This is a genomic window from Pseudorhodoplanes sinuspersici (assembly GCF_002119765.1).
GTDB lineage: Bacteria > Pseudomonadota > Alphaproteobacteria > Rhizobiales > Xanthobacteraceae > Pseudorhodoplanes > Pseudorhodoplanes sinuspersici.
In genome coordinates, this window is record NZ_CP021112.1 from 1383998 (window position 1) to 1400798 (window position 16801).

Consider the following 16801-nt stretch of genomic DNA (forward strand, 5'->3'; position numbering starts at 1 on the left):
CGGCGCGGCACAATGTCTCGCAGCTTCCATTCATGGAACATTCAAGCCCGAAAGCGCTTTCTTGGCATCGGGGCGACTGTTCGACCGGGGACCGTGACCGATGTTTCGGCCCATTATTGCACTGTTTCTCGCGGGCCTTATCGGTCTTGCCGCGTATCCCGCCTCGGCACGGATGCTGCAGGGTGCGGCCGACGATCGCTCTGCGATCACCGACTTTTCCGCAAAGAACGGCGACGGCCGAGGCGGCGGCGGTAAAGCCAGTCGTGGTGGCGGCGGCGGTGGGAAGGTCAATCGTGGCGGAGGCGGGCGCAAGAACTTTGGCGGCGGCCGCGGCGGCGGAGGTCCCAAATTCGGCCGCGGTGGTGGCGACCGTCCCAAGTTCAGCCGGGGCGGCGGCGACCGCCCCAAGTTCGGTCGTGTCGGCGATCGCCCGAAGTTTGGACGCGGGGGCGGCGGCCAGCGCGGAGAAGGCCGTCGCGATCGTGGGCCGCGCATCGATCGCGCAGGCAGACGCGACAATATCGGACGCGAGCAATTGCGCGAGCAGCGGCGGGAACGTGTCGAACAGCGCAGTCGCAACCGCGATCAGTTGCGCCAGTTGCAGTCCCGCCAGCGCGAGCAATTGAGAGACAGGAAACTCGATCGTGCCGGACGCGAGAAGCTGCGCGCGCAGCAACGTCAGGAGCGCCGGGACCTCTTATCGCGGCAGCAAGATGAGCGCCGCCAGCAAGTGCAGGAGCGCGATCGGCGTCGTGATCAAATCAATAACGAGCGGCGGGCGAAACGCGAGGAAGCGCGCAAGCAGCGCGCGGAGCGTCGCGAGCAGCGCCTGCGCGATCGCGACAAGATCCGCGAACAACGGGCTGACCGTCGCGAACGCCGCCGGATCAGCGATGACGATGCACGGCGCGGCCGTTTCGTAAACCGCGATCGCTTTGAACGGCGTGGAGGTGATTTCTCGCGCAAGGCATGGCGGCATGGGCGGCGCGCGGCATTCGTCGCCTGGAGCGGACCGGTATTCCTGCCGTTCATCTACGCCGATCTGTTCGACTATACCTTCTTCCCCTACGCCTACGATCCCGGCTATTGGGGCTATGTCTATGATGATTTCTTCGACAGCATGTTCTGGGCCTATGGCAGCCCCTATTCCGACCCGGGTTTCGCAGCGCCATTGCCGCGCGGCGGGCGTCCCGCCCGCGTGTCTCCGCAAATGCGGACTGCCATTACGCAAGCCTGCACGCCCGACAGAGGCCTGACCGCGTGGCCGTTCCAGCACATTGAGAGCGCAGTCAAACCCACTGCCGATCAGCAAAAGCTTCTCGATGCAGTGCGGACAGCGGCAAGCGAGGCTGCCGATGCATTCAAGGCGTCATGCAGCACCGACTTTGCATTGACACCGCCAGGGCGCGTCAACGCGATGATCAGCCGTATCGAAGCGACGCTGGAGGCGCTGCGCATCGTGCGTCCGCCGCTCGAAGCGTTTTACAACTCACTGAGCGACGAGCAGAAGGAGCGCTTCAATCAGATCGGGCCGAATATCGGTCGCAACGACGAGAGGGCGGCACGCAGCCGCGGCACACCGGAGCAAGAACTGCAATCGTGCAAAGAAGCAGGAACCGGCCTCGCCGCTGCCCCGATCGATCGTATCGAGGATGCGGTGCAGCCCACCGAGATGCAGCGCGCGGCCTTCCAAAAGCTCAGCGATGCCAGCCAGAACGCGGTGGAAACATTGCAGGCCGCCTGTCCAGAGGCCATCGCACTGACACCGACGGGACGGCTGGAAGCCATGCAAACACGCCTCGAGGCGATGCTCGATGCCGCTGAAATCGTGCAGCCCGCGCTCGAGGAATTCTATGCGACGCTGACGAACGAACAGAAGGCTCGCTTCAACGCGCTCGGCCGGGATGCGCGGCGAGTGAATTGATCGAAGGTCCGCAACATCAGGGCGGCGGAACGCGGTTCGCGCGACAGACGTTGAACCACGTTCGCCAACAAATTGCGGCATCCGTCATGTTTCTGATGTTTCAAATTTTAACGGTACTCGTCGTTGCCATTGCCATGGCATTGACGCTGGCGCACGCGCTGGAACTTCCCGGGAAACTGCAACTCTCCAAGGAACAGTATCTCGCTGTGCAGAAAATCTATTATCCAGGCTTCACCGTGGGCGGCGCAGCCGAACCTGTCGGCGTCCTGCTGTTGCTTGGATTGATGCTGATGTTTCCTATCGGCAGCACGGCATTCTGGCTGGTGGCCGCAGCGTTATCGGCACTGGCCGCGATGCACCTCGCCTATTGGCTGCTGACGCATCCAGTCAATCATTTCTGGCTTCGGGACGTGGATCTTGCAAAAGGCGGATCTGGCTTTTTCAGCTTCGATCCGCTGGGGCGGGCCACGGACGCCGATCAAACCGACTGGAAATCGTTACGCGACCGCTGGGAGTTCTCGCATGTGGTGCGGGCCGTGTTCGGCATCGCCAGCTTGATTTTTCTGGTGACAGCGATTGCCGTTCATGCGTAGGGCACAAATCTTCTCAGAACGTGCGCAAGGAAAAGGCATCAAAAAATAAAAAGCGGGAGCCTCGCTTTGATTCCCATCAAAGCGAGGCTCCCGCACGAAGCACCAGACCATCTCCGTCACCTTCGAGGCTTGTGAGCCTGCTATCGATCGGCGCATGCGCCGATCGATGGGCGACGGCAATCCTTATTCTGCCGCGAGTTGTACTTCCGGCGCAGCCGCCCGCACATCGGCGTCGACCTTGTCCTCGAACTTGGCGAAGTTGTCCTGGAACATCTTCACCAGCGAACGCGCGGTCTCGTCGAACTCTTTTTTGTTCTGCCAGGTCTTCATCGGATAGAGCAGATGCGGCTCGATTCCCGGCACCGATGTCGGCACCGAGAAACCGAAATACGGATCGGTGCGGAACGATGCATTCTTCAGCGAACCGTCGAGCGCGGCGGTGACGAGCGCACGCGTTGCCTTGATCGGCATGCGGCGGCCGACGCCATACTTGCCGCCGGTCCAGCCGGAATTGACCAGCCAGCAATCGACATTGTGCTTGGCGATATAGTCGCGCAGCAAGTTGCCGTATTCAGCCGGCGGACGCGGCAGGAACGGCGCACCAAAGCAGGTCGAGAATTCCGGCTGCACGCCGACAAGACCCTTCTCGGTGCCGGCGACCTTCGCCGTGTAACCCGACAGGAAGTGATACATCGCCTGCGCCGGCGTCAGCTTGGCGATCGGCGGCATGACGCCGTAAGCGTCGGCGGTCAGGAAGACGATATTCTTCGGATGACCGGCGCAGCCGCTGCGCGACGCATTCGGGATCGATTCCAGCGGATAGGCCGAACGCGTATTCTCGGTCTTGGAGATGTTCGTATAGTCGGGCACGCGCGTGATCGGATCGAAAACGACGTTCTCGAGCACCGCGCCGAACCGATTGGTCGCGTCCCAGATCAGCGGCTCTTTCTCGTGTGTGAGATCGACGCATTTGGCGTAGCAGCCACCTTCGAAATTGAAGATGCCATCCGGACCCCAGCCGGTCTCGTCATCGCCGATCAGCGTGCGGGCCGGATCGGCCGAGAGCGTCGTCTTGCCAGTGCCGGACAAACCGAAGAACAGGGCGCTGTCGCCATTCGGTCCGACATTGGCGGAGCAATGCATCGGCATCACGCCTTCGGCCGGCAGATAGAAGTTGAGCGTGGTAAACACCGACTTCTTCATCTCGCCCGCATAGGACGAACCGCAGATCAGCACGATCTTGCGGGTGAAGTCGATCGCCACCATCGTGTCGGAGCCTTCGCGGCCGCCGTGACGCGCCGCATCTGGACGGAACGACGGCAGATCAATGATGGTCATCTCCGGCACGAAGTCGGCCAAAGCCGCGACTTCGGGACGAATGAGCAGCGTGCGAATGAACAGCGAGTGCCAGGCGAGTTCGGTAAAGACGCGCACCTTGATGCGATAGGTCTTGTCGGCGCCGCCATAGAGATCCTGCGCAAACAGCGTCTTGCCTTTGCAATGCGCGAGGAAGTCCGCGTACAGATTGTCGAAATGCTCTTTCGAAAGCTTGCGGTTGCCGTCCCACCACACGCTATCGCGCGTGAGATCGTCGACCACCGTATGCTTGTCTTTCGGAGAACGGCCAGTGTGGTGCCCGGTTTCCGCGCACAGCGCGCCGCCAGCCACGATATGGGCTTCGCCCTTGGCAATCGCATGCTCGTAAAGCGGCGCATCGGTCAGATTCCAATGCACGGCCTGAAGATCCTTCAGGCCGAATTTGTCAGCCCCGTAAGCTTTATTCCTTACGCCTGTTTCCTGCACGGAATGCCCTCCGAAAAAACGCTTCCACCACCCTGGCGGGCTGGAATATTTTCACCCCGATGTCGGCGTGAACATTGAGAAAGGTCAAGTGCGGCCGCTGCCCCGGGCCGCGCGGTTTTCTTAGAGCCGCATCGGGCATATGCCAAGCATTTTGACGCTTGCAACGTTCCAAACTGCGTCGTTCTGCGTCGTTGCAGCGCAACAAACGCCCGAATTAATTGCATCTTCGTGCATTAAGATTATGCGCAGGCTCAATCGGGACAGACCTTAGCTGACCAACCATTTCTGGATCACCGCCGCGACCTCGGCGCTGTTCTTATCCTGCATGACCATATGCGAATTACCTTTGATGCCGATCTCCGGTAGATTGATCCAGTCGACCATACCACCGGCCGCCTTGCACGGCGAAGCGATCCCGCACATGAAAAGGGCGGCCGCGATGGGCCGCCCTTGCGATTAAATTTTCGAGCTGAAGATTACTGCGTTGCGTTTACAACCTCGACGCGACGGTTCTCACCAGACAGCGGTTGCCCCGGCAGCTTCAGACGTTCCTTGCCGAAGCCGGCAACAAGCAGTGTGTCCGGCGCGATCTTGTAAGTCTCGATCAAATAGCGGCGCACCGATTGCGCGCGACGATGCGAAAGCCCGAGATTATATTCGGCGCTGCCGGCTGCATCGGTGTGGCCGTTCAGCACGAAGGTGCCGCCCTTGAGACCCGGCTTGATCAGCGCTTCGCCAAGTGCATTCACCGCGACAACCGCTTTCGGTCCGATCGCATCGGAATTGTAATCGAAGTAGATTTCGAGATCGATCTTCGGCTTGCCCTTGACGATCTCGGCGATCTGTTCGCGCTCTTCTTTCGCGGCAGGTTGCACAGCTTCGATCGAAATCGCACGCGTGCGCGCACGATCGAGAACCTGCTTTTCGGCCGCAGCCTTGGGATCGGCGCCGATGGAGCGTGTGCCGCCAAGGCTTCGCGTCACCGGCTTGGTCGGATCGACCTTCGGCTTGAGCGCCTCTTCGATCTGGTTGGACGATTGCGCCAGAGCAGGCGCCGCGCCGGCAAACAGAGCGAATGCGGCAGCAGCGATCAGTGTCGTGAAGCGGGTCATCGCACTTTCCTTCCCATCCGGACGACGGGCAATCTTAGCACGGCAAATCGTCACTGGGATCAGCCGCTGGATCGGTCCGATCCAACATCATCGTGATGCCGAGCACCGTTTGGTCGCTTCAAAAAGGACCGCGGTTCAAACGCTGTGGTTCAAACGGCACTCGCCTCTCGATTCAAACGGCTCTCGCCTCCTGCGCCAGCTTGACCAGCATGACGCGCAGCGGTCCAGAACCATCGACCCGTTGCGGGAATGGCAGGCGAAGCGCCACGCGGCCGTTCTGCAGCTCCAGGCCTTCCGGATCGAAGCCGACGCAACGCCAGTCACCGTCCGGCGCTCCCAGAAGCTTCGTCGCATAGAGGCGGCAGGCATCGGCGTGATCCTCGTTCATATGCGCCGAGGCGCGCTCTTCGGATGCCAGCAGATCCCCGGCATCGGAGAGATCGAGCAGGATGTCCTGCGGCTTCAGATCGACGATACGGCCGAATCCGGCGACCAGATGCGCAGACGAAATCGTCACCTTGTAGAAGGCGAAATCGCCGAAATCGGCAAACATCGCAGCCTCCGGCTGCCGGGCCAGATAGCGGCGGCGATCGTTTTCATCGGTCGTGATCGCTGCGCGGCCCATCAGCATCACGCGCGCGCCTTCCAGCGGATCGCCCTCCTTGCGCTCGTCCAGCATCAGCGACACGCGGCTGTCGGCGATCACGTTTTTTGTATGGACTGCAAGCTTCGAGATCAGCAGCAGGGGGGTCCCGTCGGCCGCGCTCGCCACATTCACCAGCGAGCAATAGGGGTCCCCGGAGCCGGGCATCAGGGTCGCCAGAGCGCCGGAACGCGCCTCCCGCAGTAGCTTCTTGGCGGCAATTTTCGGGTCGAAATCGGTTTGCATTCGGGCCTCGGGCTCCTTGTTAACCATTGTGGCAGCCCTGCTGGCCGCGGGAAGGAAAGAGGTTTATGATCGTCTTCCAAAGTAGAATCATAGAGTTGTTGCCGAATAGTCACATTTCGGCCCAGCTTTACGGGCTTCAAGCCAGCTGGGGTTTTTATCTACCAACAGAAGAGGCGTCATGCCGACCATCGCTCTCGTCGACGACGACCGCAACATCCTCACGTCCGTCTCCATCGCGCTCGAAGCGGAGGGGTACCGGATCATGACCTATACGGATGGCGCGTCCGCCCTCGATGGCTTCAAGTCCTCGCCGCCGGATCTTGCCATTCTGGATATCAAGATGCCGCGCATGGATGGCATGGAGCTGCTGCGTCGCGTCCGCCAGAAGACCGACATGCCGGTGATCTTTCTTACCTCGAAGGATGAGGAGATCGACGAGCTGTTCGGCCTCAAGATGGGCGCCGACGATTTCATCCGTAAGCCCTTCTCGCAGCGTCTCCTTGTCGAACGCGTCAAAGCCGTGCTCCGACGCGGCGCGCCGAAAGACGGCACGGCGCCGAAGGAAATCGACACCGCCAAGGTGCTGGAGCGCGGCCTTTTGCGCATGGATCCCGAGCGTCACACCTGCACCTGGAAGGGCGAACCGGTGACCCTCACGGTCACCGAATTCCTGATCCTGCAGGCACTGGCGAGCCGTCCGGGCGTGGTGAAGAGCCGTAACGCATTGATGGACGCCGCCTATGACGATCAGGTCTATGTCGACGATCGCACCATCGACAGCCACATCAAGCGGCTGCGCAAGAAATTCAAAGTGGTCGACGACGACTTCGACATGATCGAGACCCTTTATGGTGTCGGTTATCGATTCAAGGAAGCCTGATCCGGCGTTCCGATAATCTGACACCAGTGTGGCGGTTCAGAAATTCCCTCAGTGGGGCCGCCCGACCGTCAGGGAATTTCTGAACCAATGCCACACTGGCCCTAAGAACGTTGCCGTATCCGGTCGAATGCGAAGTTCGTATTTGCAGGCCGCGACATCAACGAACTTCGCATTCGGGACACGGCCGCATCCTTGGACTACAATGGGGCCTTCAGGGCCCCATTGTACAAAGGGGGCCGATATTTCAGCCAAGGCGCGGACGCCGCAGCGTGCTCGACCGGACTAAGGAACTCGAACAGCAAGACAAAGTCGCCAATCGCGCGGCCGTGGAGACGCTTGGGCTGCCTAAGAAGCAGGGCGTGATCCGAAAGTTGCGCGGCTATTGGCAGTATTTCGTCGGTCAAGGTTCATCCAGCCTCACGCGGCGCATCGTCTTCCTCAACGTCGCCGGCCTGTTCGCACTGTTCGTCGGCATTCTCTATCTGTCGCAATCGCGCGCCTTCTTCATCGAAGCGCGAATTCGCAGCCTGCAGGTGCAGGCCGAAATCATCGCCGGCGCCATTGCCGCTTCGGCCACGGTGGAAACCGATTCGATCACCATCGATCCGGATCGCCTGCTGGAATTGCAGCTCGGCGAGACCTATGGCCCGGACGATAGTTCCTCGGCACTTGAATTTCCCATCAATCCCGAGCGCGTCGCACCGGTGCTGCGGCGATTGATTTCGCCGACCAATACCCGCGCCCGCATTTACGATCGCGATGGCGTCTTGCTGCTCGACAGCCGCAATCTGTATGGCCGCGGCGACGTGCTGCGCTTCGATCTGCCGTCGGCGGTCGAGAAGCCCGGCTTCTTCGAGAAGCAGCTCAACTCGATCCGCAAATGGTTCGCCAAGGGCGATCTGCCCGTCTATCAGGAGCTCGGTCCGGAAAACGGCAAGGGTTATCCGGAAGTCGCCAGCGCACTCAATGGCAACACCACCTCGATCGTGCGCATCAATCAGCGCGGCGAAGTCATCATCTCCGTTGCCACGCCGGTGCAGCGCTTCCGCGCCATTCGTGGCGTGTTGCTGCTGTCGACACAGGGTGCCGATATCGAGCAGAGCGTCGCCGCCGAGCGTCTGGCCATCTTCAAGGTGTTTCTGGTCGCCGCCGTCACCATGACCGTGCTGTCGATGCTGCTGGCGCGCACCATTGCCGGGCCGGTGCGGCGGCTCGCCGACGCCGCCGAGCGCGTGCGCCGTCGCGTGCGCACCCGCGTCGAAATCCCCGATTTCACCAATCGGCGCGATGAAATCGGTGATCTCTCCGGCGCGCTGCGCGAGATGACCAATGTGCTCTATAGCCGCATCGAGGCCATCGAAAGCTTCGCCGCCGACGTCGCGCATGAACTGAAAAATCCGCTGACTTCGCTGCGCTCCGCGGTCGAGACCATTCCGCTGGCCAAGACACGCGAAAGCCAGGAGCGGCTGATGGCCGTGATCCAGCACGATGTGCGGCGGCTCGACCGCTTGATCTCCGATATCTCGGATGCGAGCCGCCTCGATGCCGAACTGCAGCGACATGAATCGGCGCCAGTCAATCTATACACGCTGCTCACCACCGTGGTCTCGGTCGCCAACCAGGTGAAGCAGGAAGACGACATCCAGGTCAGGCTGAGCTTCGAGGGCGGCGGCCCGAACGCGTTCATCGTCTCCGGTCATGACTCCCGCATCGGACAGGTGATCGACAACCTGATCGCCAATGCCCGTTCTTTCTCGAGTCCCGGGGGCAGCGTGCGCGTGACCGCGCGACGGGTGAAGAATTTTGTCGAGATCATCGTCGACGATGACGGCCCCGGCATTCGTCCCGATGCGTTCGAGAAGATCTTCGAGCGCTTCTATACCGACCGTCCGCATCAGGGCTTCGGCAACAATTCCGGGCTCGGCCTGTCGATCTCCAAGCAGATCATCGAAGCCCATGGCGGAAAGATCTGGGCGGAGAACCGGCAAGGCGTGCCGACGCATGACGGCGCCGACCCGCTGATCCTCGGCGCCCGCTTCACGGTACGACTGCCGGCCGTGTGAAGCGCCAACGCGTTTCACGCGAAGTGGGCACCGGTTCGCGTGAAGAAAACGCACTAAAATAAAATATGACACCGACCATCCACGCCTCTGCAGTCCTTTTTGGCCATCGCGGCATCCTGATTCGCGGGCCGTCCGGCTCCGGCAAATCGCGTCTGGCGCTGACCATCCTGCAGAATGCGGGCGCCGATTTTGCCCGCCTGGTCGGCGATGACCGCATCCATCTTGAAGCCGCCCATGGCCGTCTGCTCATGCGGCCGGCCAAGGCTCTGGAAGGCCTGATCGAAGTCAGAGGGATCGGAATCATCCGGCTGCCTTATGAGCCGGTGGCTGTGACTTCGCTTGTCATCGACCTCGATGCGCCGGGCGTGGTGCGTCTTCCACAGGAAACTGACCTTGACGCGAAGATCGAAGGCGTCGCCCTAGCGCGGCTTCCGGTCGCACCCGGCGACGACCCGTTGGCTCTTCTCAGAGCCAATCTTCTCCCAAAAGCGCTGTCCGGCGGGCAAAACCTTACCTTAAGGTAACTTCGAGCCACTCGAAAAAAGAGGGTGGCTTTCCTATTTCCTGCGATGCAACATGCATCCCGAAATGCCCGGGCGGGCCTTGCAATGGGTTTTCGGATGGTCAAGATGAGCGCCCTTTCGTGCGGCGCCCGCGTAGCTAACTGCGCCCGCCGGAGTCCTTGATGATCGGCCTAGTTCTTGTCACTCACGGTCGCCTGGCCGTGGAATTCCGCTCGGCGCTGGAGCATGTCGTCGGTCCGCAGAAGCAGATCGAAGCCATAACCATCGGCCCTGACGATGACGTCGAGCAGCGACGCAAAGACATTATCGAAGCGGTAAAGCGCGTCGATGGTGGCGATGGCGTTGCCATCCTGACCGACATGTTCGGCGGCACTCCGTCGAACCTCGCCATTTCCTGCATGAGCCAGCCCAAGGTCGAAGTGGTGGCGGGTATCAACCTGCCGATGCTGGTGAAGCTTGCGAAGGTGCGCGGCGACATGCCCTTGTCGGAAGCCGTTTCCGCCGCCCAGGACGCGGGGCGCAAATACGTCACCATTGCCAGCCGTGTGCTCGCCGGAAAATGAAGACCGACGGGGCGATCATCCGCGAGCTCTGCATCTGCAACAAGAAGGGTCTGCACGCCCGCGCCTCGGCGAAATTCGTGCAGACGGTCGAGCGTTTTGATGCCGATGTGAAAGTGACCCGCGGCAGCGAAACGGTGGGCGGCACCTCGATCATGGGCCTGATGATGCTGGCCGCAGGGCCGGGCTCAACCATCACGGTCGAAGCCAGCGGCAAGGAAGCCGCCGACGTGCTCGATGCGATTGAAAGCCTGATCAGCGGCCGCTTCGACGAAGACGATTGATCCTCCCGACACGCGCGTTGAGACACCCCTAAGCCGCGTCTGCTACGCCAAGGAATGAAGCCCCCGACCATGTCGGGGGCTTCATTGTTACTTCGACAGATCTTTCGCAGCCTCGTCGATGAGGTTCGCAACCGCGGCGGGTTGCGACATGAAGACGGCGTGGCTCGCCTTGACCTCCACCGGCTTGCTGCCGGCGCGCTTGGCCATGAAGCGCATCAGATCGGGGTTGATCGCGCGATCGTCGGTCGCAATCAGGGCCCAACTCTTCCTGGTCTTCCAGCCCGGTTGCTTGATCTTGGTTTCGAAGGCCGCCTTGGCCGGGAAGACTTGCGAATGCGCCATGAATTCGGCGTCAGCCTTCGGCACGTCGGCCGCAAAGTCGGCGGCATAGACCTTCGGGTCGAGATACAGGAAGTTGTCGGAGGTTGCCGAAATGCCTTTGGTCGCAGGCGCGATTTTGCTGGCAAGGTCCAACAGCGTTTCGCCCGCGTCGGGTTGAAATGCCGCGATATAGACGAGGCCGGCCACATTGTCGGCATTGCCCGCTTCGGTGATGATCATGCCGCCATAGCTGTGCCCGACGAGAACGGACGGGCCATCCTGCAGATCGAGAATGCGCTTTGTCGCTTCGACGTCGGCCTGCAACGAGGTCATCGGCGGCTGCACGACCGTGACTTTGTATCCCTTGGCCGTCAGGAGATCGAACACCTTGCGCCATCCCGAACCGTCGGCCAGCGCACCATGCACAATCACCACGTTTTTGATCTGGGCAGCGCGGGCCGGAATAACGAAGGCAGATGCGAGCAACATGGTGCTGGCGAGAAGCAGGGAGATCTGGGTTCGCATGACGCAATATCCTTTCGAGTAGGTTTGATTTGGCTGCCGCGGCGAAGTCCGTCGACGGGGCGGGCTGTTACGTCAAAACAGACGAAAGGTGCTCTCTAAGTTGTCTCCGTAAGTTATTGGATTCTCACATCATTACCAATATACTGCAATTTCTGGATCGTTTTTGGATCAAAAATGGAAGAATCTCTCACACCGGGTTTGGACCGAATTGATTTGAAAATTCTGCGCGCGCTTCAGGCTGATGGGCGGATGACAAACGCGGAGCTTGCCGTACGCGTGAACGTCAGCGCCGCCACCTGCCACCGACGGACGCAGCGGCTGTTCGACGAGGGTTACATCACCGGTGTTCGGGCAGAGATCACGCCCGCCGCGGTGGGCTTGGGTGAACTCGTCATGGTCGGTGTCGTGCTGGACCGTTCAACACCGGACAGCTTTGCAGCCTTTGAAAACGCCGTGGCCCAGATGAAAGACGTGCTCGACTGCAATCTCGTCGCGGGAGATTTCGATTACCTTCTGAAAATCCGCGTTCGGGATATGGCCGATTTCAACAAGCTGCATGGCGAGAAGCTCATCGCGCTTCCCGGTGTCAGACAAACCCGGACCTTCTTTGTGATGAAGCAGGTCAAGGAAAATGCGCGCCTGCCTTTTTGATTCGCGATCAAATCTCAGCGCACGCGCATGTCAGGCATACGCCACCCAGCCGCGCCAGGTGAAGGCCGCGTAAAACAAGCTGACATCGGTAAATCCGGCCTCGCGCAGGATTGCTTCGTCCTGTTCCGGGCTCAGCATATCGAGATGCGCTTCAACCTTGGTCAGCATGGCCTTCGCGCTGTCGCGATCGACACCCGATGCGACGGCGAACGCCGCATAACGCGACAGCCAGATCGCACGTTCGTCCTTGCCTTGCGGAAAGCTGCTGTGCGCGGCGACGAACGGCGCGCCGGGTTTGAGACGACGCCGGATTTCCCGCGTCGTGCGCAGCCTTTCCTCAAACCCAAGAAAATGCAGCGTCAGCAGACAGGTCGCAGCATCAAACGGCCCGTCCGGCGCAATGTCGATGATGCCTTCATGCAGGCGCACACGCATTGCATGCACACCGACCGTCCTCTGCGCAAGCGCGAGCATTTCGGGCGCAGGATCGACTCCGTCGAACGTCCAGCCCGCATGCATGTCGGCCAGCGCTTTCAGCTCAAGCCCGCCGCCGGCGCCGAGCACAAGAACACGCGCATCTGTTGGCGCGCGCTCTGCAAGCAAAAGGCCGGTCATCGTGTGCATATCCGCGACGCCCGGCACGAAACGCCGCGGCCCTTCGGTATAGCGCGCGACTGCTTCGGAATCGCGGAAGGGTGCCAGAAGTTCGCTCACACTCATGATGCCTTGTGCTCCATTGCCTGCGTTGCGCCACGGGCCACGAGACGCTGGTGAAAGTCGGCGCTCAAAGCCGCCAGCGTCACGTCACCGAGCCGTGACAAGAGAAGCGTCTCCGCTTCGCGGAAGGCCTGATCGAGAGATGCGTTCACCGCCTGCTCAACGAGACATTCGGGGTTGTCTGTTCGGTGACCGATGGCCAGCAGGGACGGGCAGCCGAGAGCGGTATAGACGTCACGCAGGGTGACCTGTGACAGGTCGCAGGCGATCGTCCACCCGCCGCCATGTCCTTTCTCTGAGCGCACATAGCCCTGCTCCCGCAGGCCGGCCATGATTCGCCGCACCACGACCGGATTGGTGCCCATCACCTGCGCGAGCTTCTCGGATGTCACCGGGCCATCCATCTCCGCCATGTGCAGCAGGACGTGGAGCACGCCCGACAATCGGCTGTCGTATTTCATGTAACTACATATGTTACATGATCGCGCAGCCGTCAAGAGGCTCTGGCGGTTTGGCCGCTCAAGAAAAGTCGCGCTCCGCCTCTCTGGAACGCACATAAAGAAATCTTTATATCGTTATTGCGGGCGGGGTGCCTCCCTGCTATAGGCTCCGTTGGACAGCGGTGCCCTCAAGAAGGCGCACCGCGATCGTTTTTCCACCCATTTACCGACCGCGAGCGTCAAGGGAGCGTCATGACCGCAGCCACCGCCAAGAAGGCCGAATTTACCGATTACATCGTTGCCGATATCGGCCTTGCTGAATTCGGCCGCAAGGAAATCTCGCTGGCCGAGACCGAGATGCCGGGCCTGATGGCCACGCGTGAGGAATACGGCCCGAAGCAGCCGCTCAAGGGCGCACGCATTGCCGGCTCGCTGCACATGACAATCCAGACCGCCGTTCTGATCGAGACCTTGGCGGCGCTCGGTGCCGACATCCGCTGGGTGTCGTGCAACATCTATTCGACGCAGGACCACGCCGCAGCGGCCATCGCCGCAGCCGGCATTCCGGTGTTCGCGGTGAAGGGCGAGAGCCTGAAGGATTACTGGGATTACACCGCCAAACTGTTCGACTGGCACGGCGGCGGTCATCCGAACATGATCCTCGATGACGGCGGCGACGCCACCATGTATGTCCATCTCGGCCTGCGCGCCGAGAAGGGCGACACCGCGTTCCTCGACAAGCCGGGCTCGGAAGAAGAGGAAGTGTTCTTCGCGCTGCTCAAGAAGCAGCTGAAGGAAAAGCCGAAGGGCTACTTCCAGGCGATCGCCGACAGCATCAAGGGCGTCTCGGAAGAGACCACCACCGGCGTGCATCGTCTCTACGACATGCAGAAGGCCGGCACGCTGCTGTGGCCTGCCATCAACGTTAACGACTCGGTGACGAAGTCGAAATTCGACAACCTCTATGGCTGCCGTGAATCGCTGGTCGACGGCATCCGCCGCGGCACCGACGTCATGATGTCGGGCAAGGTCGCGATGGTGGCCGGCTTCGGCGACGTTGGTAAAGGTTCGGCGGCGTCGCTACGCCAGGCCGGCTGCCGCGTGCTGGTGTCCGAAATCGATCCGATCTGCGCATTGCAGGCAGCGATGGAAGGCTACGAGGTCGTCACCGTCGAGGACGCGCTGCCGCGAGCCGACATCTACGTGACCGCGACCGGCAACAAGGACATCCTCACCGTCGATCACATGCGCCGCATGAAGGATCGCGCCATCGTCTGCAACATTGGCCACTTCGACAATGAGATTCAGGTTGCAGGCCTGAAGAACATGAAGTGGACCAACATCAAGCCGCAGGTCGACGAGATCGAATTCCCGAAGGGCAACCGCATCATCTTGTTGTCGGAAGGCCGCCTGGTGAATCTCGGCAACGCCATGGGTCACCCGAGCTTCGTGATGTCGGCATCCTTCACCAACCAGACGCTGGCGCAGATCGAACTCTACGCCAACAACAAGGACGGCAAGTACAAGAAGGAAGTCTACGTTCTTCCGAAGTCGCTTGACGAGAAGGTCGCGCGGCTGCATCTCGCCAAGATCGGCGTCAAGCTCACCGAGTTGAGCAAGGATCAGGCCGATTACATCGGCGTGAAGCAAGAAGGCCCGTACAAGTCGGACCACTATCGGTATTGATCACACAATGAGCCGCTCGTCCCCGCGAAAGCGGGGACCCGGAAAACAACAGACTGGATTCCTGCTTTCGCGGGAATGTGCGAAGAAAAGCCACTGCCAATGGCCGGGCGCCTCGCCCGGCCATTTCATTTTCTGCGGTTGCGCTTGCGTGATCTCTGCGGTCTGCTGCCCTCCATCACCAACAAGGAGGAAACCCATGGATCAGCGAACTCGTCCGGCGCCACGCCTTGCTCCGCTACCTCCCGAGCACAGCCCGGATCTGAAGGAACAATTCGACGCCACGCAGAAGCGCATGGGATTTGTGCCGAACAGCATGCTCATCATGCAGCGCGACGCCAAGCTGACACGCGCCTATGCGGCGCTCTCCGGTGCGATCTGGAGTGCGGACAGCAAGGTCGATCTCAAGCTAAAACGGCTGATCTCGCATGTGGCCAGCCGCTCGGCCGGCTGCCGCTATTGCATGGCGCATACTGCCGAAGGGGCGTCGAAGCTCGGCGTCGAACAACAGAAACTCGACGAGGTCTGGAATTATCAGACAAGCCCGCTTTACACGCCAGCCGAGCGCGCGGCGCTCGACGTTGCTGTTGCCGCCGGCTGCGTGCCGAACGCCGTGACAGACGACATGTTCCTCGAATTGCGCAAGCACTGGAGCGACGAGCAAGTGGTCGAGATCGTCGGCGTCATTGCGATGTTTGGTTTTCTCAATCGCTGGAACGATACGTTCGCGACGCCGCTGGAGGACGAGCCGCTGCATTTCGGCGAAACCCATCTCGCATCGCAAGGATGGGACGCCGGCAAGCATCTGCGCTGACGGTCCTCGCGCATGCGTTTCGCCGCGCTCGTGCTGTTGTCGGCTTTATGCGCGGGTGTCCCGTCGACCGAGGCCGTCAGTACGGAATGGCGTGCCGGGATCGTTCCTGCGCCCGGACCGGTGGGTGAGGTCGATTCCTTCGGCGGCGAAGCGCTGGTTACAATCGGCAAGGATCGATACCGGATCGCGACAGCCCCTTTGCGTCTTGAACCCGTAGCGGCGCCGCGCAAGCCGGTTGCCCCGGAGGGCGCGCTGCCCGATACGCGGATTGCGACCAGCCGCACCATTGCGCGTGCCTGGCTGGTCGAGCCGACCCGGCGCTACGCACATGGCGTGCTCGGCGATGCCATCGAGGCCGGCGGGCTGACGATCGAAAGCCGTGACGGCAATCGCAAAACACTGAAGCTCGGCTCCGATGCGGTTTTTGAGGATATCGAGCCACGCATCGCTACGATCGGCGGCATGGAGCGGATCGTCGTGGTGAAGTCCTATCTCGACCGTGGCTCCGCGATCGCCGTCATCGACGCGGCTTCGGCGTCGGTCATTGGAGAAACGCCACCGATCGGGCGCGCCAGCGCGTGGCGCAACCCGGCCGGCATCGCCGATTACGACGGCGACGGCGCGACCGATATTGCGGCGGTGCGCCAGCCGCATGTCGTCGGCGGGCTGGAATTATGGTCGTGGCGCGATGGCAAGCTTGCCAAGACTGTTGAGGTGCCCGATGTGAGCAATCATGTCATCGGATCGCGCGCGATAAGAATGACTGCGACCGCGGATTTTGACGGCGATGGACGGCCTGACCTTGCCATTCCCGATTTCAGTCGCCGCACATTGCGCCTGATCGCCTTCGCTCCCTCGGTTCGCGATATCGCGCGTGTGGCACTTCCGGCCCGCATCGTCACGGATTTGGCGCTGGTCCGATTGCGGGGCCGCCCCGCCATCCTGGCCGGACTGGAGAACGGACAACTTGTCCTGGTCGCTGAGCGGCCATGATCTAACAAGTTTGTGATGTAACATT

Annotated in this window: 17 protein-coding genes; 11 read left to right on the forward strand and 6 right to left on the reverse strand. The window is 61.1% G+C overall.

Annotated elements, in window-relative coordinates:
* The first annotated feature begins 100 nt into the window (after positions 1 to 100).
* Both CAK95_RS06815 and CAK95_RS06820 read left to right on the forward strand, forming a co-directional pair.
* Entirely contained in the window at positions 101 to 1924 is a 1824-nt protein-coding gene (locus tag CAK95_RS06815; protein ID WP_157699562.1) for a Spy/CpxP family protein refolding chaperone, read from the forward strand.
* A 95-nt stretch (positions 1925 to 2019) separates the two neighbouring features.
* Positions 2020 to 2517 carry an anthrone oxygenase family protein gene (locus CAK95_RS06820; protein WP_245303652.1) on the forward strand — a complete coding sequence of 166 codons (498 nt, stop codon included), beginning with the start codon at positions 2020 to 2022 and terminating at the stop codon, positions 2515 to 2517.
* Between the two features lie 183 nt (positions 2518 to 2700).
* Here CAK95_RS06820 and CAK95_RS06825 read toward each other — a convergent pair whose 3' ends face one another.
* The 3 genes from CAK95_RS06825 to CAK95_RS06835 all read right to left on the reverse strand — a co-directional run bounded on the left by CAK95_RS06825 (position 2701) and on the right by CAK95_RS06835 (position 6321).
* Positions 2701 to 4320, reverse strand: a complete 1620-nt coding sequence (locus CAK95_RS06825) for a phosphoenolpyruvate carboxykinase (protein WP_086087232.1) — start codon at positions 4318 to 4320, stop codon at positions 2701 to 2703.
* Between the two features lie 476 nt (positions 4321 to 4796).
* Positions 4797 to 5432 (reverse strand): OmpA family protein, encoded by a 636-nt coding sequence (locus tag CAK95_RS06830; RefSeq protein WP_086087233.1) that lies wholly within the window; start codon positions 5430 to 5432, stop codon positions 4797 to 4799.
* A 172-nt stretch (positions 5433 to 5604) separates the two neighbouring features.
* Complete coding sequence (locus CAK95_RS06835; RefSeq protein WP_086087234.1) at positions 5605 to 6321, reverse strand: HugZ family pyridoxamine 5'-phosphate oxidase; 717 nt, start codon at positions 6319 to 6321, stop codon at positions 5605 to 5607.
* A 178-nt stretch (positions 6322 to 6499) separates the two neighbouring features.
* Between CAK95_RS06835 and CAK95_RS06840 the strand changes: the two genes are divergently transcribed.
* The 5 genes from CAK95_RS06840 (at position 6500) to CAK95_RS06860 (ending at position 10632) form a co-directional block, all read left to right on the forward strand.
* Positions 6500 to 7201: a response regulator transcription factor gene (locus CAK95_RS06840; protein WP_086087235.1), complete on the forward strand. Its 702-nt coding sequence runs from the start codon at positions 6500 to 6502 to the stop codon at positions 7199 to 7201.
* A gap of 269 nt (positions 7202 to 7470) precedes the next feature.
* Positions 7471 to 9264: a stimulus-sensing domain-containing protein gene (locus CAK95_RS06845; RefSeq protein ID WP_183044299.1), complete on the forward strand. Its 1794-nt coding sequence runs from the start codon at positions 7471 to 7473 to the stop codon at positions 9262 to 9264.
* A 65-nt stretch (positions 9265 to 9329) separates the two neighbouring features.
* Complete coding sequence (locus CAK95_RS06850; RefSeq protein ID WP_086087236.1) at positions 9330 to 9788, forward strand: HPr kinase/phosphorylase; 459 nt, start codon at positions 9330 to 9332, stop codon at positions 9786 to 9788.
* Between the two features lie 161 nt (positions 9789 to 9949).
* Positions 9950 to 10351 (forward strand): PTS sugar transporter subunit IIA, encoded by a 402-nt coding sequence (locus tag CAK95_RS06855; RefSeq protein WP_086087237.1) that lies wholly within the window; start codon positions 9950 to 9952, stop codon positions 10349 to 10351.
* Positions 10348 to 10632, forward strand: coding sequence for an HPr family phosphocarrier protein (locus tag CAK95_RS06860; RefSeq protein ID WP_086087238.1), 285 nt, complete (start codon positions 10348 to 10350; stop codon positions 10630 to 10632). The genes CAK95_RS06855 and CAK95_RS06860 overlap by 4 nt, the downstream gene beginning before the upstream one ends.
* A gap of 87 nt (positions 10633 to 10719) precedes the next feature.
* On the opposite strand, the gene CAK95_RS06865 is transcribed toward CAK95_RS06860, so the two are convergent.
* Positions 10720 to 11478, reverse strand: a complete 759-nt coding sequence (locus tag CAK95_RS06865) for an alpha/beta fold hydrolase (RefSeq protein WP_086087239.1) — start codon at positions 11476 to 11478, stop codon at positions 10720 to 10722.
* A 174-nt stretch (positions 11479 to 11652) separates the two neighbouring features.
* On the opposite strand from CAK95_RS06865, the gene CAK95_RS06870 reads away from it, so the two are divergent.
* Positions 11653 to 12129 (forward strand): Lrp/AsnC family transcriptional regulator, encoded by a 477-nt coding sequence (locus CAK95_RS06870; RefSeq protein ID WP_086087240.1) that lies wholly within the window; start codon positions 11653 to 11655, stop codon positions 12127 to 12129.
* A 30-nt stretch (positions 12130 to 12159) separates the two neighbouring features.
* On the opposite strand, the gene CAK95_RS06875 is transcribed toward CAK95_RS06870, so the two are convergent.
* Both CAK95_RS06875 and CAK95_RS06880 read right to left on the reverse strand, forming a co-directional pair.
* A complete protein-coding gene (locus CAK95_RS06875) occupies positions 12160 to 12849 on the reverse strand; it encodes a class I SAM-dependent methyltransferase (RefSeq protein WP_086087241.1) in 690 nt (229 codons plus the stop codon).
* The gene (locus CAK95_RS06880; protein WP_086087242.1) at positions 12846 to 13307 is read right to left on the reverse strand and encodes an Rrf2 family transcriptional regulator; all 462 of its coding nucleotides are present in this window, start codon (positions 13305 to 13307) and stop codon (positions 12846 to 12848) included. The genes CAK95_RS06875 and CAK95_RS06880 overlap by 4 nt, the downstream gene beginning before the upstream one ends.
* Before the next feature lie 231 nt (positions 13308 to 13538).
* Between CAK95_RS06880 and ahcY the strand changes: the two genes are divergently transcribed.
* The 3 genes from ahcY to CAK95_RS06900 all read left to right on the forward strand — a co-directional run bounded on the left by ahcY (position 13539) and on the right by CAK95_RS06900 (position 16776).
* Positions 13539 to 14972 (forward strand): adenosylhomocysteinase, encoded by a 1434-nt coding sequence (gene ahcY, locus CAK95_RS06885; RefSeq protein ID WP_086087243.1) that lies wholly within the window; start codon positions 13539 to 13541, stop codon positions 14970 to 14972.
* Positions 14973 to 15168: 196 nt separating this feature from the next.
* Positions 15169 to 15783 carry a carboxymuconolactone decarboxylase family protein gene (locus tag CAK95_RS06895; RefSeq protein ID WP_086087245.1) on the forward strand — a complete coding sequence of 205 codons (615 nt, stop codon included), beginning with the start codon at positions 15169 to 15171 and terminating at the stop codon, positions 15781 to 15783.
* A 12-nt stretch (positions 15784 to 15795) separates the two neighbouring features.
* The gene (locus tag CAK95_RS06900; RefSeq protein ID WP_086087246.1) at positions 15796 to 16776 is read left to right on the forward strand and encodes an FG-GAP repeat domain-containing protein; all 981 of its coding nucleotides are present in this window, start codon (positions 15796 to 15798) and stop codon (positions 16774 to 16776) included.
* Positions 16777 to 16801 lie beyond the last annotated feature (25 nt).